Source organism: Alkaliflexus imshenetskii DSM 15055, assembly GCF_000517065.1.
GTDB lineage: Bacteria > Bacteroidota > Bacteroidia > Bacteroidales > Marinilabiliaceae > Alkaliflexus > Alkaliflexus imshenetskii.
Map to the genome: position 1 here is coordinate 792,270 of NZ_KI912105.1, position 20,143 is coordinate 812,412.

Below are 20,143 nucleotides of genomic sequence, written 5' to 3' on the forward strand. Positions count from 1 at the left end.
ACCAACAGGCATGACAAAGAACGCCATATCCCTTTTAGAGCTTAACAGCCAAATAAAGGATGTACTTCAGAACTCATTTCCGGGAGCAGTATGGGTGCGAGCCGAAATTGCAGAACTCAGGGAAAACCGTAACGGACATTGCTATCTCGATTTGATTGAAAAAGATGAAAAATCGGATCAGATAGTGGCCCGCGTAAAAGCTATGATATGGAGCTATACCTATCGGATGCTTAAACCCTACTTTGAAACATCCACCGGCAGAGCACTCTCAGGTGGGATTAAGGTAATGGTGCAAGGAAACCTGGAGTATCAGGAAGTTTACGGGCTGAGTTTCGTCATACGTGACATTGACCCAACCTACACGTTGGGAGATTTGGAACAGCGGCGGCGTGAAGTACTTAACCGACTGGAGCAGGAAGGCGTAATTAAAATGAATAAAGAGCTTCCTCTGCCCCTTATTGCGCAACGTATTGCCGTCATTTCATCGCCCAGTGCTGCCGGATACGAAGATTTCATCGACCAGCTGAAATCGAACCAATATGGCATTCGTTTCTACCACAAACTATTCCCCGCCATTATGCAGGGCGATCAGGCACCACAATCCATTACTGCAGCATTTGACAAGGTTTTTGAACACAGTCACCTTTTTGATGTGGTAGTCTTAATTCGCGGTGGTGGGGCATCTGTGGATCTACTCTGTTTTGACGACTACTGGATAGCCTACCACATAACCCAATTCCCTTTGCCTATCATAACTGGTATTGGGCACGAAAGGGACATATCGGTTGCCGATTTGGTGGCCCACACCAGCATGAAAACCCCAACTGCCGTTGCAGAGTTTTTGGTTTCCGGCGCAAACCAACTTCTGGAACAAGTTGATGAATATGCATGGCATCTGCAACAGATGGCTCGTAGCCGACTATCCATCCAAAAACAGAAATTGGACAGACTCACATACACTTTCACACCAGGCGTCACAGCCATGCTGGTTGAAAAAAAACATCAACTAAAACGGTACACTGAAATATTACCCCAAAAGGCTAAAAAGTACATTTCGGAGCAAAATGAGCGGATTGGCACATCCTTATCGAAACTATCGATTTGGCCTGAACGGCTTATATCACAAAACATGCGTGAATTAGATGGTTTTCAGGACGTTTTCAGTAAAAAAAGCCGCTTGTTAATAAAAAGAGAGAAGGAACATCTCTCTTTTGTTGAGACAAGAAACCGGCTGAACGACCCGGCAGAGGTATTAAAAAGAGGCTACACTCTAACCTTTATCAACGGAGAGGTGGTGAAAGATAGTGCCAAACTCAAACCCGATGATGTGATCACAACCCGTTTTAGAGACGGTATGGCTACAAGCCGCATTATACCTAAAAAAACATGATTGATGAGCCATATTCGTGCCCATCAATTATCACAAGAAGATAGTTTATAAACCTAACTACCAAACTTATAGCACAAAAGAATTCATCAAAACATCCCAATCTGAAAATTATTTCTTAAATTTCACCAACCAATAAAACAGAATAAAAAGTACAATATAAAGGTTCATAATCCTTGTTTTCCGGTGTTAAAATAATGGTATTTACCAAAGAGAAAATAGATTAGTCCAGTGTAGTAACGCGGATTGGTTAATATTTCGGATATTTGAACATCAAACTCAAACCCTTATCAAATGACTGTCATATTACTAGGCACCATCTTCAAAGCTATCACAAGTTTCGGTAATAATCTGATGGAAGGGATTCTATGGTTCAGACCGCTCATGCTATCCCAAAACTTGTCGGGTACCAGTGTTATTTTTCTGCTATCCGGATTAACCATCATTACAACAGGGCTGCTGATATTGATTATCATCTATCTAAGAAGTAAAGAGAAAATGCGAAAGCTACAGAAGCGAAATCTGGAATTAGAAGTGATGATTGAACAAAAAAACCGATTTTTCTCGATACTTGCCCATGACCTCAAAAGCCCCTTTAACTCACTTTTGGGGATGTCAGAAATGCTTTCACTGCATGTGGATACACTCAACAACCCCGAGATGCACAGCTACAGTAAAATGATGCACCAAACAACCGTTAAACTCTACACACTGGTTGACAACCTTTTGCAATGGTCACAAACACAAATGGGAACCATTAAATACGCACCAGAACAATTAGACCTCAATATCTTAACAGGAAACATAATTAATTTGCTCAGGCTGGCTGCACAGGAAAAAGATATTGTGATTGCATTGAATATGGAAAATCAATTGATGGCGTATGCCGATTCAAACATCTATTCTTCGATACTGCGAAACCTGGTAAACAATGCCATCAAATTCTCACCTGTTGGTTCAACCATCTATGTGAAAGGCAAAAAGCTCAGAGATGGAATGATAGAGCTAAACATAAAAGACAACGGAGTAGGAATGAATGAAGATCAGCTTGAAAAAGCATTCAATTTAATGGAGATAAACACCACATCAGGAACATTTAATGAGAAGGGAACCGGATTGGGACTTATTTTATGTAAAGAATTTGTTGAGATAAACAGAGGCAGCATTTGCCTGATAAGTGAAGCAGGGAAAGGCACCTCCGTAAGTTTCACCGTTCCATCATTTAACATGCACGCCAATTAGATTTTAAATATCAAAACACTTATCAAACCATAGAGAGATGACAAAGAAGAAACCCGGTTATCAGGAGGCAATTTCCGAGATAGAAGAGATACTCTTAAAGATGGAAAATGAGGAGATGGATGTTGATGACCTTTCGGAAAAAGTAAAAAGGGTTTCACTGCTGATACGCACATGTCGTGAGAAACTTCTTCAAACAGAAGCAGAAGTGGAAAAAGTGCTAAAAGAGATAAACGAGCAGGATAGTTAAAAGCCCGATATTATCTGGATTTAATAAATTATCGTGAGGTGCTGTATTTGAATCAATAAGAAATTTCGAGCACTTTATTAGCGACAGAACTATTGAAACTTGAATGCAACATATCTGAATATTTCGAAAACCGGCACAACAACCCCAAGCACTCAAACTCCTCTGGCATAAACCAATAGAAACATAAAGAAAAACTTAGAGTTCATCTGCATTAAAAGCCAACGGGAGAAGATTGGTAGCTCTATCGAGGCAAAAAATCTGGTTACGGCCGGCAAGAACAAGCGAAAAGGGCTTTTTTGCACGATGCTCTGTCTCAACAAAGACTTGTCGGCAAGCACCACAAGGCGCCACCGGGTGTGCGATGAGCTCGCCTTTTTTTAATGCCACGATGGCCAATTCAACAACGGCAACCCCCGGAAACCTTGCTCCGGCCTGATATAATGCTACGCGTTCGGCGCACATGCCGGATGGGAAGGCCGCGTTCTCCTGGTTGCTGCCAATTACGGTTTCACCATTTTCGAGCACCAGGGCAGCACCAACCTGAAAGCCGGAATATGGCGCCCAGGCACTTTTTGCTGCATCAATGGCAGCATTTACCAGCTCCTGTTGTTGAGGGTTCAAATCATCGACAGCCTCATAGGCGTGTATGTTGATATTGATTTCGACCTGCTTCATCCGTAAAAATGTTTTCTATTGATATTAAATCAAATACAGAAATTTCAATTCAGAGTATTTCAGACTTTCGATTATGGTCTGCCAAAATGAGATTTCATAACGCGCGCATATTATCGAAAAGCGCCCCGTTATTTTTTCACTCTTCTCCTCAAATTCAGCCTGTCGCCTACCGAAGGTTCGCTTCCGGGTTCCATTCTATTTAAATAATACAACCTCTTCAGGCGAATGCCATACATCTGTGATATTTCATGCATGCTATCGCCTGTTTTCACAGTGTGCACTGAATGATCCGGATGTGCATTTCTTCGCTTCGATTCAATGTAAAGAAATGAATAGGCAGAAATGTCAGCATTTGACGGCAAATCATTGTAATGAGGTAACTCCCAGGCTTTCAATCCAAACATGGATGTTAAACTCTCGAAGGTATCACCCTCGCGAACCTGAACATACTTCACGCCATTGTTGTATTCGGTGGGTCGTTTTTCAAAAATATTGATAACCAAATCAGATGATGCTTGTCTGCGTTGCGACTCCCGGTTTGATCGACGCGCAGTTTCGCTGATATTTTGATCCAAAAGATATAATTCGCTCTCTTCGATGATACGAATTAACAATTGCGCATATTGCGGATTGGTAGCGTATCCTGCTTCACGCAGACCGTGGGCCCATCCCTTATAATCGGTGGTGGCCAGTTCAAAAAGTTTTGAGTAGCGCGGACGAGATGTTAAAAAGGTGGAGTGATCCTCAAATGACTGCAATGGATTGGCGTATTTTCGGAAGCACTCATTGCGTGCGTCGTCGTGATGAAAAACCCGTTCGCCTTCCCATTCGTGGCATTTGATACCAAAATGGTTGTTTGCCTCAATAGCAAGTTTGCTATTCCCATTTCCCGACTCCAATATGCCCTGAGCCAACTTGATAGATGCCGGAATGCCTGTTTTCTGCATATCCTTGATGGCCCAATCTTTATATGTCTCAATATATTGTTCGCGCGAAATACGATTGCTCTGCGAAAATGCTGTTGCGTTAATAAACAGAAAAAGTAGGGATAAAGCTATAGAAAAAAGAGTCTTATAGGCCATTGGTTTATAATCCTTAATGTTAGCTACTGGTATTTATCGAGCAAAAACTGTTCCCGATATCTTATGTTCGACAAATATAAATAAATAAGGATAATCTGCAAGAAGAACCACTATTTTACGCATGTTCCGGACTGCCAACGATAACCTTTGAGGAAGTCGGCAACTGACATACGTTTTTTACCTGCCAATTGCATCTCAATTATCTGAAGTCCGACATCAGCAGTCCCAATAATAAGTTCCGATTTTCCATCACACATAATCTCTCCGGGCTTAAGACTCTTTATGTGCTCCACTGGTTGACTTTTAAAAATTTTAAGAAGCACGCCCGGCCCATCGGGTTCAAAGAGTTCAGTCCAGGAGGCCGGGTAAGGACTAAGTCCTCTGATTAAATTGTGAATCCTCTGTGCGTTCATGTTCCAGCAAATCTTACAATCCTCTTTGAATATTTTTGGGGCAGGTTTCAGACCTACTTCATCGCCAGAATTAGACTGAGGGTACACACATACATTCTCTGATGCGATGGCTTTGACGGTATCCACCACAAGGGTAGCGCCCAGCGTCATAAGTTTATCGTGAACCGTACCCGCATCATCGTCATCGCCAATGGCAATACGTTTCTGAAATATCACATTTCCAGTGTCAATTTCATGGGTCAGAAAGAAGGTGGTAACACCCGTTTCCGATTCGCCATTTATCACAGCCCAATTGATAGGCGCAGCACCTCGGTATTGGGGTAACAATGACGCATGGAGGTTAAAAGAGCCCTTGGGTGGCATATTCCACAAAACCTCGGGTAGCATACGAAACGCGACTACTACCTGCAAATCGGCGTTGAAACTCTTTAGCTCACTTAAGAAACCGGGATCTTTGAGTTTTTCGGGTTGTAAAACAGGAATTCCCAGTTCTGTAGCAGCAACTTTCACTGCTGAAGGTGTTAGCTTTTGTCCGCGCCCGGCAGGTTTATCAGGTGCAGTAACAACCGCCACAATGGTGGCCACTTTACTATCAAAAAGGCATTTCAGGTTGTGGGCAGCAAACTCAGGTGTGCCCATGAATATGATACGTAAATCTCTCATCACACTTTCTTTTTAACAAAACTACAGGTTTTACCTGAAACTTTCATTAAATATTGATTTCACACAAGCCTGATATAACAAAAACAGCCCGACATGCAAACACATCGGGCTGTTATACAAAAACTTACACACTAGTAATTCTTGACCTTTATTTCGAAGTGCTCCTGCGAATGATCGCAAGCGGGGCACATTTTTGGTGCTTTGGTGCTTTCATGAACAAAGCCACAGTTGCGGCACACCCACTCCACTTTTTCTTCGCGTTCAAACACTTTGCCATCAACCACATTGGCCATAAGTGCCAGATATCGGGCTTCATGCTCCTTCTCTACTTTGGCAATATTCTTAAATACGTTGGCGATTTTTTGAAAGCCTTCGGCAGATGCCACTTCGGCAAAATGTGGATACAAATCGACCCACTCTTCATTTTCGCCTTCGGCCGCGGCTTTAAGGTTTTCGGCAGTTGTACCTACCTTTCCGGCAGGAAAAGATGCAGTTATTTCAACCATTCCGCCTTCGAGAAAGCTAAAGAAACGCTTGGCATGCTCTTTCTCCTGCTCAGCAGTTTCCATAAAAATGGCTTCAATTTGGCGATATCCCTCTTTGCGTGCCTGTTTGGCAAACATGGTATAACGATTCCTCGCCTGAGACTCACCGGCAAAAGCCTTTAGCAGGTTCTTTTCGGTTTCGGTTCCTTTCAATGATTTTTCCATCTCTATTTGATTAATGAATTTTTGATTAATGCTGACGAAAATAACACAACAAATATTGAGAATGAAAATAAATTAGCCTGCCACACGCAGGTTAAACGAACCATTTAAACCAATCTTACACCTTTATCTTCTATGATAACAAGACGCTGTTTATAGAGAGCTCCCAAGGCCTTCTTGAAGTTTTTCTTACTCATTCCAAAAAGTGTGCTGATTTCATCAGGATCAGATTTATCAGTCACAGCCAAATAGCCTCCCTTTGCTTTTAAAACATCCAACACATGATTGGCATGAGAATCGGTCTTTTCATAACCGGGCTGTTCTAACAACAAATCAATTTTGTCATCGTCCCTTACTTTTGCGATGTAACCGCGAACGCTATGCCCTATCTCAAGAGGTTTAAACAATTGGTTGTCATAAAGCATGCCGGTATGCACGTTGTTTATAACAGCCCTGAAACCTAGTGGCGTTTTTTCTGCAATGAGTAAATCAACCTCATCACCGGGCTTATAATCGGGGGAAACATTATCGAGAAAACGACCAAACTTGGAGGATGCGGCAATACGGCCAGTATCGTGGTCAAGATAGACATATACCACATAAGCGCAATCTTTTTCCATCCTTACAGCCTGCTCCCGGAATGGAACAAACAGATCCTTAATGAGCCCCCAATCCAAAAAAGCGCCGACCCGACTCACCGACACAACTTTAAGAAAAGCGCACTCCCCAACATGTGCGTAAGGCACTTCCGTTGTGGCAATTAGGCGATCCTCCGAGTCGAGGTATATGAATACATCAATCTCATCGCCTTCCGAAATATTCTGAGGAATATAACGATTTGGCAAGAGCACATCTCCGATGGTATCCCCATCGAGATAAACACCCACAGAGACTTTGCGCAATACTTTTAAGCGATTGGTTTTTCCGATTTGAACTGGCATTTCATTTGCTTTTTTAAAATGATTTTGGATTCGCGCAACAATGCGAACCTTAATTGGGTTGCAAGTTACTTATTAAAACCGGATTGCGGAAAGAGAACCAATGTATATAAAAAACCGGGATGATTGTTTGGGTAAACAATCATCCCGGTTAATATCAATAAGTGAGTCTGTTACTTTTTGTTTGCAGCAATTGCATCCACAATCTTTTTCTCCAACTCATCGGCCAGTTCCGGATTGTCACGAATCAGATCCTTAACGGCTTCGCGCCCCTGTCCCAACTTTGTATCGCCATAACTGAACCAGCTACCACTTTTCTTAATGATGTTGAGGTGAAATATAGCATCCCTTAAGAAAAAAAGTGCAATGAACTATTTATCAGACAACACAATAGCACTACTGGAGCATAACTAAGTAAACATCAACACAGTATTTTTTAAGGGCAAACTAGCAAATGCATAAGCATTAACTAAGAGCAAGCCCTAACAACAATTTTATACATTAATGTTTTACTGTCTTACCAGCAACTTTGCAGTACGAATCCTAGATTCTGATATTAATTGAACCAAATAAACACCTGGATTGTGAATAGCAAAACTTGTTACATTCCCTTCTATGTTTTTTTTATAAACAATACTTCCATTCAAATTTATTACATTCAGTTTAGATTTTTCAATGATTTGGTTCGACTCCAATTTAACGTTAACAATTTCTCCAACTTGCACATAACTTGGGTATAATAAAAAATGGTTTGACTTACTAAGGTCTAATTTAGTAGGACAAGTTTGATATTTATTACCATTTGCATCAGTAAGCTTAACCAAATAAGTGGCATCTTTGTTAAGTAGGTTTTTTGAAGATTTTCCGGCTGTGTATTGCGGTTTATTTTCGCCAACTAAAACCCCATCTTCATACCATTCAAAGGCAACAAACTTATATCCTCCATTTTTATCGGGGTCAACATTTATTGTTAACGCGCTATTTGAGACCTGGGTTATCAGACTATAGAATTCGAATGGCTTACTGAATTTTAGTTTATATGACTTTTTATTAATTCCATCTTCCGAAATAATTGTAAAATCTAAAATATTTAAACCCTGTTTGGATGCAGTAAATTCAATAATATTCCCTTTGTCAACAGTTTTACCGGCAACCGGCACAATTTCAATTTTGATAGGAGAATCAGCATTGTTGCAATTTAATGGATAAGCTTCATTTAAATTCTGCCATTCAACACCGTTAATGTATACAGCGTACAAATAGGAATCTGTGTATCTGGCCCTGATGGTTTCCTTAAGCAAATCGACCTTAATCACATAAGTGCCAGGTTTTCTTGGGTCGATCGACCATTTATGGTCTCCGGGCAGATTTTCATGAACATACTTTGATTCCAATAAAGATTCTTGTTGTGTTTTAGAATGGAATGAGACCGGTCCCCAATCGTTTTGACCTAAAAGCTTAAACATGTTTCGATCGCTGCCGCTGCTAGCCTCTTTGAGCACCCCGGTGAAAGTAAACAGGTTCGGGTTATTATGATCTTTTTTTAAACGGATAGCACGTCCCGAATCCCAACCTACCTCTGTTGGATAAAACGGTTCAAAATGTGCCACTAATTTCGGCCAAAATGTGCCACGAGCCAAGGCCAGGTTTTGAAAAAGTCGCAACAGGATTGCCCCTTTCTGTTTCGGTTCGAACTGTGCCAATTATTTCGGTTCGAACTGTGCCATTTTGGAGAGCCGCTTAAGGCTCAAGATTTCGGTTTGATTTGTGCCAGTTTGAGAGATCAAGTTTAATTTTCTATATCGCCATAAAAAGCGATATGGCACACATTCTTGATCTTATGGAACTAAAGCAAATTTTACGGTTGCACATTGATGGCATAAGTAATCGTCGGATATCTGATACTCTAGGCATTCATCGCAACACTATAAACAGTTATGTAAGGCAGTTTAAGGCGTGCAAGCATGGCATAGAAGAACTCCTAAAGCTTTCCAATTATGAGCTTGCCCAGCTATTCCCGGGCCACACCACCATAAAGAATCCTCGCTTTGATGAACTGATGCAGTTCTTCACTAATATGCATGCAGAACCAAATCATCCTGGGTTTACGCTACTGCATCATTACTCTGAATATAAGTCATCAGCTAAAGAGCCATACAGTTACACTCAATTTGTCGAGCACTACCAAAGGAAGTACTCTAAAGAGAAGGGCTCGATGAAACTTCCCCACAAGCCCGGTTATGAACTCTACATTGACTTCGCCGGCAAGAAGCTTACAATAGTTGATAAGTATACCGGGGAAATCCAGGCCGTAGAGGTGTTTGTGGCTATTTTGCCCTGCAGTCAGTACACTTACGTTGAGGCTTGTCCTGACCAAACTATGGAATCCTTAATAAAGTGCACTGCCAATGCCTTGTCATACTTTGGGGGCGTTCCCCAGGCCATTGTATCAGATAATCTAAAGTCAGCAGTTACTAAAGCCAGTAAATACGAGCCTCGTATCAATCGATCATTTTTAGATTTTGCGAGTCATTACAACAGCGTAGTAAATCCGGCTCGTGGATACGCCCCGCAGGATAAAGCATTAGTGGAAAATGCCGTAAACTTATCCTATCAACGAATTTATTACCCCATACGCAACATGACCTTCTTTTCTCTGGATGACCTTAATAAAGAGATCCAAAAACACCTTGTAGGCTATAATAACATGTTGTTACAACGGCGCTCATGCAGTAGGCGAGAGCTTTTCCAAACATTAGAGAGGCAGCACCTTAAGCCGCTTCCTTCAACACGATATGAGATAAAAGGATATCGCAGGGCTAAGGTCCAAAAAACCGGATATGTTTATTTCTCTCCGGACAACAATTACTACAGCGTTCCCTATCGTTATATCGGTAAAAGAACTCAAATCCATTATGCCGGATCGAGTGTTGAGGTTTTTTACAATCAACAGCGTATTGCTTACCACCAAAGAAACCCTTCTCCAGGCGAGTACAATACCGATAAAAGCCACTTGTGTAGCACACACAAAGCCTATCTTGAGTGGAGCCCTGAATTTTTTAAGAACAAGGCACTAAAGCATGGAGTTAACGTCCATGATTTTGTAGCCAGTTTGTTTGATAATCAATCTTATCCGGAAGTCATTTACAAGAGAGCCATGGGCGTAATCCAATTGCATCGGATCTATGGTGTCGAAAGGCTCAACAATGCTTGTAAATTGGCTCTTGATGTCGGCATACACTCCTATGGACGACTTAAAAACATTCTTAAGAATAAACGGGACGTTTTTGTTGAGGAGCCGGATAATCAAAGAGCATCTCATATACCCACTCATAGCAATTTAAGAGGGGCAACTAACTATAAATAAACCAATAAACATGAACAACAATCAAACAGTAGAAAAACTTCGCCATATGCGAATCAACGCTATGGCAAACTTGCATTTACAGCACGTCAAAAATAATCAGTTAGACACTTTGACTGCGGATGAATACCTGGCCTTACTTACCGATCATGAATGGGAGGAGCGTCAGAATAAGAAAATCAACAGACTTATTAAACATGCCGGGTTCAGACAAAATGCCACACTTGCAGACATCGATTACAGTGCCACCAGAACGCTTGATAAAAACATGTTCCAACGGCTGGCCTCGCTTGATTTTATCAAGAGAAACGAAAACGTTATAATAACCGGGCTAACAGGGGTTGGAAAGAGCTTCCTTGCTCAGGCTCTTGGCCATCAGGCTTGTATGATGGAATACAAGGTGGTTTATGCAATTACATCCAGATTATTTAAGCGACTTAAGATATCAAGAATGGATGGGACGTATATGAATGACATCAATAAATTAGCCAAAACGGATGTTCTCATATTAGATGATTTTGGGCTGCAAGCTTTTGATAAGCAGGACCGAGAGTCGCTAATGGATATAATAGAAGACAGACACGGTAAGAAAACAACGATTGTGGCTTCACAAATACCTGTCTCGGTTTGGTACGACATTATCGGGGAAGGAACGATTGCGGATGCAATACTCGACCGACTGGTAAACTCCTCTCATCGAATTGACCTAAATGGACCCTCATTAAGGAAGGGCATTTTAGCAAGCGAATAGCATTTTTTTTGTACTATTGCACCATCTCTCAGACTGGCACATTTTGACCGAAATGCCTGGCACAAATATGACCGAAATACCCATCTGTAGCTCCACCAACAATAAACAAGTCTTCCCGAGGTAAAAACAGCTCCCCATGCAAAGTCCGACCAGTTGCATTTACCTTTACTTTATAGTTATTGTCAGGTATTGCAACATTCCACCCTTTAAGACTAGAATCAAATGTTAACTTCATGGCGCTTAAACCAACCACATCAACAGCCTCATTAGATGGAATATAAAACACCGTATTATGCTGAACTGTTGGCGTATTTATTACTTTAAACTCCCCCGATTTGAGCTCACCATAATAACGGAAATAACCGGGAGTAGTGCTTGGGTCTTCTTTCAATGTAGAAATATTACCTGGAATAGCTGAACCTGTTATCCAAAGCTTGGTACCATCGGTATTATACCCATCAACGTCTTCGGTATCTGAACCGCCATAATCGGCTTGATCGGAAATATTTTTGCCCTGAAAAATAAAGTCTCTCCACTCATTAATCTCTTTAATTGGTGCATTATTTACTTTCAGCAATAAGTTGAACGACTGCTCCAGGTTATCTTCAAAGAATTTTAGTTCAGTATAAGCGGTTTGAGGTTGCTTTGTAATTCTACCTGATGTGCCTACCAATTGAGAAAAAAGTGTCGGAATATTATTCCCTAACTTGGATTTCATAGCATTGTTGCATTGAGTCACTCTGGCCATCTGTCCTAACTTCCCATCAATTAGTTCATCTGATTCGGATTGTTTCTCGTTATAGTCAACCTGAACCAGCACTTTAGCATCGCAATTTGTTGATGGGATGTTTATAATTACAGCCAACAGTTCGCCATCATAGTGCCAATGCTCTTCCTTTGTTTGGTATGTGTAGGGGTATATCTTTCCATTCACTACAACTTTCTTAGGCGGAAGCTTAGACAACAATTTTAACTCATAGTGTCTTGCAGATGGCATATTTTCAAAATAACCTTGTCGCGGATAAATTACGTATTCCCCATTCTGTGTATTTGTTGATTGCTCAATTTTAGTTATTGTATATTTTCCTTCCTGATAACTATCGTTATCGCCTTCGTCCTCATAAAATGAGAAAGCCCCGTTTAATCCCGGCACAAAGTTGATGATTAAAGTATCGGGGCGGTTTTTTAAGTGTTTAATGTCCGGATACATCGGAATTACGGCTCCCTCCTTATAGAAATAAGGAATCTCACTTTGCGCAAAGCTTCTTAAGTGTTTTCTATTTCCATCAAGCACAACTCCTGTTTCAGCCTCAATCCATTTGCCTTCGGGCAACCAAATTTGTTTGGCAGCTGTTCCTATTTTGTTATCAGAAGCGGCCACTATGGGAGAAACCAAAATATCCTCGCCAAACATATATGAAGTTTCTTGTTTATAGGCTTCATTGGTTTGGGGGTAATCATAATAAAGAGGGCGACAAAGTGAAATACCAGTATCGTATGCCTCTCTTGAATAGGTGTATATATAAGGAATCAATGCATAACGTAGCTTAAGTGCATTTCTCATCTGTTCAAAGTTTGGATATTTCCATATCCTCCGTTCAATATGTGAAGCATTGGTTGCGTGTGTTCTTGTAATAGGCGAAAATACTCCAAACTGAATCCAGCGCAGATACAGCTCAGGGTCGTTTGAGCCAGCCTGATTGTGACCTCCCAAATCGTGACTCCAATAGCCATACACAACATTTGAAGCGGTAGAGTTATAATAAATCTGAAATGCCAATGTTGGAAATGTTGCCCAGCTATCGCCAGAAAATCCGATTTGATAGCGGTGATTACCTAGGCCACCCCAACGGTGAAAAATCATAGGTCTACGGTCAGGCCTATTGGTTTTCATGTCGTTATAAAAAACATAATTAAGCCAAAAAGTATTCCCCAACCCTTCAACGCCCGGAGTTAGCAGCCACTGTTGCCAATCAAGCCACCAGAAATCGACCCCTATATTCTCATGAGGTCGCATTATATTTTTAAAGAAAGCCTTATAGAAAGTTTCATTCTCTATATTCCATTTAATGGTTTGATCGGCAGGGAGCCCCAAATCGTTCGCCAGGGCAGTAAAGTTATCTTCATGCGGGGCAATTCCATCGGCAGGGTGCAGATTCAGAGTAGTTCGCAAATTATTTTGATGTAACCATTCAAGAAATCCCTGTGGATTGGGAAAAAGTTCAGGATTCCAGCTCCAACCAGTCCAACCTTCTTTATGCCAGTCCATATCAATAACCATTATATCAATGGGAATATCATTATTCTTAATATCGTTAACGATATCTTTAAGATCCTGTTCAGAATAGCGCTCATATTTTGAATACCAATAGCCTAAAGCATAAAGGGGCGGCATAGGTTGCTTTCCGGCAATTTTGGTAAAATCAAGTAAAGCGCTTTTATAATCATGCCCATAGGCCATAAAGTACCAATCGATTTTATTTTCAGGCCGCCGCTGCGCAACCCAATCGAAATCTCCTCCCTGATTTTCAAGCAATAAACTCTTGCTTGTATCTCCATTGGGTTTGGATTCATCAATTAAAACCCAACCTGAACGAGACAACAGACCATCTTCCATTTCTCCCCGAAGATTATCACCACTTGAATGATCAAGCGTTCGTGATGTGCCTTTTAAGTTAAGCGGGTCTACTTTGCCCGGATACCATATAGTTGGGGCTCCGTTTAATATAAAAGTAATCTTGAGATTTGCAGAGCTTGAAGGATTAGTTATTGGGTTTGAATTGACTTTATACTTTACCTCCAATTTTTCAGTTTTTATATATAAAAAATCGTCTTTTATTTCGGAAGTAAATCCCGGGACAGGTAAATTCCGATTTACCACAATAAAAGAAGCTCGATCTTCGAATTGCCTGGTATCGCTCCACTCTATTCGTATAATCTCTGGTGTAAGCACTGTAAAACGCATATTCCCTGATATAACAACTGCATCGGGGTTGGCTACCGGATTGTTATGTCCCCATCCACGTAGAGGAAACAATATGAGAATGACCAATAAAAGTGTGCTTCTTCTAATAATTATATTCATAATTGTCGATTTATCGGGATTATTTTAGTTCTACGTGGTAAGTCCGAACCATTGTAAAAGCTCAGTTGAACATCAACAGCTATCGCGTGCTTCGCGAAATAAAAATTCAATACTATTTTCACTCAACTTTGCTTTTCTAAACGAGATAATAGAGGGTTAATCAATTACAGGAGCTTCAACAGTTAATATCCCTTCCTTGCTAACGTTTAAATTGCTGATAAAAACTATTCGTTGGTGGCCGCTACTTTTAGTTCGTGCATGAAAAACACACAATCTTTGATTATTGGGTAAATTAAGAACCATATTATGTCCGGTTCCAGTAATTTCAGCGTCTTCACCTATACCTTTTTGCAATACCGGATTATTTCCGGCTTTTTCAAAAGGGCCTAATGGATGTTTGGAAGTTGCATAACCGACGGCATAATTTTCTCCACCGAAAAAATTTGCAGAGTACATCATATAATATTTGTCTCCTTCTTTAAAAAGATAGGAACCTTCAGTCCATCTTCTGTTTACTTCGCGGTTTGTAACTGAACGACTTTCCCACTCAGATTGGGGATCGTTCATTTCGAGTGGAGGGCGGAGCAACAGTTGTGGCTCTCCTATTACTCCTGAAAAATCAGGCTCTATTTCAATTCCATAAATCCAGCTTTCCTCAATCTCATCAAACCAACCATTTGTTTTGGCCCATTCAGAGATTTCACTTTCCACAGGATTTTTATAGCAACATCTGGAATAATATAGATACACTTTGCCTGCCTCATCATCGAAGTAAAGATTGGCATCAATGATTGGATAACCAGGATCAAAAATAGGCTCTTCATATAAATCAGTAAAAGGCCCGATTGGACTATCGGCTACAGCCACTCCAATCCGAAAGTTTTCTTCTTCATTGTTTGGATTATGTTTCCAATTGGCGCTATACCATAAGTAGAATTTCCCATTGCGCTCATATACTTCAGGTGCCCAGAAACAATCAACACCCCATGCGTTTGTCTGACTATTAACATAAATAACGCCTCTATCTTCCCATGTACACAGATTACTGGATGAATAGACTTTAAAGCCGTTAAGGTTGTCAGAAGTTCCATACATATAAAACTTGCCGTCAACACTGCTCTGTAGAATAAACGGATCTCCAAAAGCTATAGGCAGAGGATTACATAAATGAACGTTTGTTTGCTTCGTTTCTTTGCAGCCAATAATTATCAATACTTGAATGCAGAAAATAAATAGTTTCTTCATTGGTTATATTATTTGATTTACATAATCCACGCTCCATACCCAATTTAATTCTCATCCTAAACATCATTAATTGGGGAGAATTAATTGTTGTCATAACAGGGATAAACAGGAAAGCAAACTTAATTTCTTAGAGGTAAAACAGCGATAACATTTCTGCCAAATCCATGTTATATTCTGTCAAAACTTTGTTTCGGCAGCGTCGTTTGAACAACATTCAAAAAAAGCACTCTTTTGATTTGTTTGTAAACAAAATCAAAAGAGTGTTTATATACCCCCTAATATTTCAGCGAATTATGAAATTAAATTTCCGAAATCTCACTGGAGCCATTCGGTTGGCGATACTCCAAATTGTTTTTTAAATGCTTTAGAGAAATACGAGGGAGAATTAAACCCTACCAGGAAACAAACCTCGTTCACTCTGGCTCCTTCTTGAATAAATAAAGCCGCTTTTTTTAGTTTCACCAACAATATAAAATCATTGGGCGTTAATTCGGAAATCCCTTTAATTTTCCTATGCAAACTTGACCTACTCATGTTTAATGCGTGAGCTAGCATATCGACATTAAACTGGGTATCGGCAATATTTTTATGAATTACTTCTGTTGCGTCTCTTAGAAAGTCTTCATCTGCCTTTGTTGAAGCTATGCTTCTAATTTTCACCAACGGCGAATTAATAAAGGCTTCCTTTAAATTGTTCCTATTGGAGAGCAGATTTGACAATTGAGCCACCAGATGCTCCATTGAAAATGGCTTCTCAACATAGGCATCAGCCCCTACATCAAGCCCCTCTATTTTTGATTGGAGATTTGTTCTTGCTGTTAAGAGAACAATTGGTATGTGACTGTATTCTAAATTCGATTTAACCTCTTTACAAAGTTGAAACCCGTCCATCAAAGGCATCGTTATATCACTGATAACAACATCAACCTGCTTATCTTTTAACACCTTTAGCGCTTCTGCTCCATTGTTTGCCTTGTAGATTTTATAGTAACGCTTTAACTGGTTGTATAAAAACGCTCTGAAATCTTCATCGTCCTCAACAATTAACAAGGTATGTTTTGTCAATTTATCAGTCTCGCTCTTAATATCTAATAATTCATTGTTAGAGTTTTCTAAAACATCATTTCGCTTCAACTGAACTGAAATTGCCTGATTTATTGGCATTGTAAGCCTAAAACAATTAAACCCATCGAGTTGTTGAATACATGAAAGAGTTCCATTATGCAGCTCAGCCAATGACCGGGCTAATGGAAGCCCTAGTCCTGTGCCAGAAATTACATGCTCATCGCTATTATTTTCGATTTGATAGAAAGGCTCAAAGATTCTTTCATAAAGCGATTCGTCAATTTTATTTCCATTATTACTAATTGAAATTTGAAAGTATTCCTCGTCCTTTACGAGTGAAAGCTTAATTTCTGACTTTGCATATTTTATTGCGTTGCTAAAAAGGTTGCTTAATATTTTGGTTAGTGCTTCCTTATCGACATCTGCATAGAAACTCTCAGAAGACAAATCCATTTTAAAATTTATACTGCGGTTTAAAACGGTGGTGTCAAAACGCATGTATGTATCTTTAATCAACAGAGGAATATCGGTAGATGTAAAGTTGAGACAAAAATTTTCCTGCTCAGTCTTCCTAAAATCCAAAAGCTGATTACTTAAATCTAACAACCGGTTTGTGTTACGCTCAATCACCTTTAAATATTCATCTCTTTCGGTTGAGCTTATTTTTTCTTTTATAATGTATTCTAGGGGACCTTTTATTAAGCTTAATGGCGTTCTGATTTCATGAGTAATATTTGTAAAAAATGCAATCTTCGCATTGTAGATTTCTCTGGATTTCTCGTTTTCAAGAATCTCTTGTCTTCGTTTATTCTTCTTAATAACTCTATTTCGATATCCGATAAATAACAATGCTAAACTCAGTATGGAAACAATAAAATAGATTGTATACGCCCATTTTGTAAGATAAAACGGTGGCCGAATGTGTATTTCTATTGATGTAAATTTATCGCTCCAGACATCATTGTTGTTTGATGCTTTTACCTTGAAAATATATTTGCCCGGTGAAATATTTGAATAACCAGCCTTCTGCAATTTTCCCGGATAAATCCAATCGTCATCAAAACCTTCAAGCATATAGGCATATTGGTTCTTTTCGGGTGCAACATAACTTAGAGCAGCGAAACTAAAGCTGAAGGTTGATTGGTTATGTTTTAATTCTATTTTTTTAGTAAATTCAATGGCGGTTCTTAAGGGGGAGCCACTTTCGGCCGGTTTCACAATAGTATTGAACAATTCAAACTGAACAATGTAAACCGGAGGAGGTAATCTATTTGATATAAAGGACGTAGGATCAAATGACACAAATCCATCTAAACCTCCAAAATACAAATATCCGTTTTTGTCCTTGATGCCCGATTTATAATTGAATTGGTTACTAAGTAATCCATCGCTTTTGGTGAATAATTTAATAGTGTAATCGTTAATATTCATACAAACAACACCTTGATTCGTGGTAAACCATAAGTTTGAATGATTATCTTCAACTATTTTATAAACAACATTATTAGGAAGGCCTTCACTGGTTGTAAACGAGGAAAAACTTTCGTTAACAGGATTATATTTGCACAGGCCTCCACCTTCCGTAGTAACCCATAAGTTCGTCTGGCTATCTTCAAAAAGGGATATTATTTTATTATGTGAAAGGCTGACAGGGTTTTCCGGATCGTTTTTAAATTCCGTCCATTCATTATTACCATGATTATACCTATACAATCCTTTTCCTAATGAAGCCACCCAAATCATACCATCCTTGGTTTGCAGAATATCGTTTATAAAGATGCTTCCCAGCGACAAAACCCTGATAAAATCGTCATTTTCGGGATTGTAATAACACAAACCATAGATTGTTCCAATCCATATCCGGCCCGAATGGTCTTTATAAATCGAAAAGATACTGTTATCTGGCAAAGAATTTACTTGATCTGTTTTTTTATAGTGTTTTATAACTTTTCTTGTTTTTAAATCCATTATATCCAACCCATGATTGTATGTCCCAATCCATAATTTATCGTTATCAACAAGTAAACCATGTATATTATTAAAAGAGATGCTACCTGGCTTACCATCGGGTAAGAAATTCTCAAAGGTATTGGTACGGGGATCGAATAAACTCAGGCCTCCGTCTTCGGTACCAATCCAAATTCCACCATCCCTATCTAACTGAAACTCTCTTATTCTTCTTCCCGTCAAAGAAGGACTGGAGTCTCTGGTTTCAATTGGATAATATTTATTAAATGGCGTATATTGATGCGGATAATAATTTACCCCGCCGAAGTATGTTCCAACCCAAATACCTCCCTCTCGATCTTTATATATTGAATAAACAGCATTGTCGGAGAGTGAATAGGGATCAAACATGCTGTGCTGTAAAAATGAGAGTTCATTTTTAGCCTCATCCAGGACACAAAGCCCTCCACCGGTAGCGAACCAAATTTCGTTATCTGACTTGCGTATCACATCCCTTATAAATAAAGATGTGTAGTCTGGCCCAGGGAAAAATTGCTTTATTGTATTAGTAACCAGATTTAAACTTTTCACACCACTATTAGCAGTTGTAATTAGAAGGTCATTATAATTATCCTGAAAAATGCGATAAATATCATCATCATTATTATTAATCTGATTATCAGAGGAATAAACTGCTTTCTCAAACCTTTGAAGTTCATTATTAAAGCAATTCAATCCTCCACCATGAGTGCCTATCCAGATCCTGTTATCCTTATCGATATGAATACACCAGGCATTTACTACATTATTTAGTTCATAGAACCGAAGTTCATTTTTTTGCGGATTATATGCAAAAATCCCTTGCCAATCAACAGCAAACCAGAACACACCATTGCGATCCTGTTTTATATCATTTACCTCTTTTTCTATTTTAATACCTTCTATCGTTCTAACACTAAAACTCTCAAAAACATCTGTCTCAGGATGATATACATAAGCCCCCAGATCAGTTCCAATCCATATTTTGCCATCATCATCCTGAAAAAGTGACCGAATGCAATTATTACCAATACTTTTGGGGTCGATTTTATCATTTCTGTAATTTCTGAACTGGTATCCGTCATATCTGGAAAGCCCATCCTTTGTTCCAAACCACATAAATCCTCTATTATCCTGCAGTATGCAATAAACAGTATTTTGCGCTAATCCATCCTTTACTCCAAGGTGGATAAAATACGGATTCCGATTAGACATCGCAGGCATTATGCATGTGAAGAATATCAGTAGAAAAACTGTAATAAATAGGTTTCTCATGATTTGCCCGAATAATGG

The 20,143-nt window shown here is 39.6% G+C and carries 15 protein-coding genes; 5 read left to right on the forward strand and 10 right to left on the reverse strand.

The window, feature by feature from the left end:
* Positions 1 to 10 precede the first annotated feature (10 nt).
* From xseA to xseB, 3 genes are all read left to right on the forward strand, one after another.
* The gene (gene xseA / locus ALKIM_RS0103305) at positions 11 to 1,390 is read left to right on the forward strand and encodes an exodeoxyribonuclease VII large subunit (protein WP_026473410.1); all 1,380 of its coding nucleotides are present in this window, start codon (positions 11 to 13) and stop codon (positions 1,388 to 1,390) included.
* A gap of 291 nt (positions 1,391 to 1,681) precedes the next feature.
* On the forward strand, positions 1,682 to 2,629 hold the full coding sequence (locus ALKIM_RS17460; protein ID WP_052345305.1) for a sensor histidine kinase: 948 nt from the start codon (positions 1,682 to 1,684) through the stop codon (positions 2,627 to 2,629).
* Positions 2,630 to 2,666: 37 nt separating this feature from the next.
* A complete protein-coding gene (gene xseB / locus ALKIM_RS0103315; protein WP_026473411.1) occupies positions 2,667 to 2,876 on the forward strand; it encodes an exodeoxyribonuclease VII small subunit in 210 nt (69 codons plus the stop codon).
* A 195-nt stretch (positions 2,877 to 3,071) separates the two neighbouring features.
* On the opposite strand, the gene ALKIM_RS0103320 is transcribed toward xseB, so the two are convergent.
* The 7 genes from ALKIM_RS0103320 to ALKIM_RS0103355 form a co-directional block, all read right to left on the reverse strand.
* Positions 3,072 to 3,551, reverse strand: coding sequence for a cytidine deaminase (locus ALKIM_RS0103320; RefSeq protein ID WP_026473412.1), 480 nt, complete (start codon positions 3,549 to 3,551; stop codon positions 3,072 to 3,074).
* A gap of 128 nt (positions 3,552 to 3,679) precedes the next feature.
* Entirely contained in the window at positions 3,680 to 4,633 is a 954-nt protein-coding gene (locus ALKIM_RS0103325) for a glucosaminidase domain-containing protein (RefSeq protein WP_044117722.1), read from the reverse strand.
* 110 nt (positions 4,634 to 4,743) lie between these two features.
* On the reverse strand, positions 4,744 to 5,709 hold the full coding sequence (fmt, locus tag ALKIM_RS0103330; protein WP_026473414.1) for a methionyl-tRNA formyltransferase: 966 nt from the start codon (positions 5,707 to 5,709) through the stop codon (positions 4,744 to 4,746).
* A 131-nt stretch (positions 5,710 to 5,840) separates the two neighbouring features.
* Complete coding sequence (gene rbr, locus ALKIM_RS0103335) at positions 5,841 to 6,419, reverse strand: rubrerythrin (RefSeq protein ID WP_026473415.1); 579 nt, start codon at positions 6,417 to 6,419, stop codon at positions 5,841 to 5,843.
* A gap of 104 nt (positions 6,420 to 6,523) precedes the next feature.
* Positions 6,524 to 7,357, reverse strand: coding sequence for a CvfB family protein (locus tag ALKIM_RS0103345; protein ID WP_026473416.1), 834 nt, complete (start codon positions 7,355 to 7,357; stop codon positions 6,524 to 6,526).
* Positions 7,358 to 7,527: 170 nt separating this feature from the next.
* Positions 7,528 to 7,722: a hypothetical protein gene (locus ALKIM_RS20355; protein ID WP_394332394.1), complete on the reverse strand. Its 195-nt coding sequence runs from the start codon at positions 7,720 to 7,722 to the stop codon at positions 7,528 to 7,530.
* Between the two features lie 141 nt (positions 7,723 to 7,863).
* Positions 7,864 to 9,057, reverse strand: a complete 1,194-nt coding sequence (locus ALKIM_RS0103355; RefSeq protein WP_026473417.1) for a T9SS type A sorting domain-containing protein — start codon at positions 9,055 to 9,057, stop codon at positions 7,864 to 7,866.
* A gap of 116 nt (positions 9,058 to 9,173) precedes the next feature.
* On the opposite strand from ALKIM_RS0103355, the gene istA reads away from it, so the two are divergent.
* Both istA and istB read left to right on the forward strand, forming a co-directional pair.
* A complete protein-coding gene (gene istA, locus ALKIM_RS0103360) occupies positions 9,174 to 10,721 on the forward strand; it encodes an IS21 family transposase (RefSeq protein ID WP_026473111.1) in 1,548 nt (515 codons plus the stop codon).
* A gap of 10 nt (positions 10,722 to 10,731) precedes the next feature.
* Positions 10,732 to 11,469: an IS21-like element helper ATPase IstB gene (gene istB, locus ALKIM_RS0103365; protein ID WP_026473110.1), complete on the forward strand. Its 738-nt coding sequence runs from the start codon at positions 10,732 to 10,734 to the stop codon at positions 11,467 to 11,469.
* Between the two features lie 28 nt (positions 11,470 to 11,497).
* Here the strand turns inward: istB and ALKIM_RS17465 are convergent, their stop codons facing one another.
* The 3 genes from ALKIM_RS17465 to ALKIM_RS0103380 form a co-directional block, all read right to left on the reverse strand.
* Entirely contained in the window at positions 11,498 to 14,554 is a 3,057-nt protein-coding gene (locus ALKIM_RS17465) for a glycoside hydrolase family 31 protein (RefSeq protein ID WP_157363750.1), read from the reverse strand.
* 156 nt (positions 14,555 to 14,710) lie between these two features.
* Positions 14,711 to 15,799: a glycoside hydrolase family 43 protein gene (locus ALKIM_RS0103375; protein ID WP_026473418.1), complete on the reverse strand. Its 1,089-nt coding sequence runs from the start codon at positions 15,797 to 15,799 to the stop codon at positions 14,711 to 14,713.
* A gap of 315 nt (positions 15,800 to 16,114) precedes the next feature.
* Positions 16,115 to 20,125 (reverse strand): hybrid sensor histidine kinase/response regulator transcription factor, encoded by a 4,011-nt coding sequence (locus tag ALKIM_RS0103380; RefSeq protein WP_026473419.1) that lies wholly within the window; start codon positions 20,123 to 20,125, stop codon positions 16,115 to 16,117.
* Positions 20,126 to 20,143 lie beyond the last annotated feature (18 nt).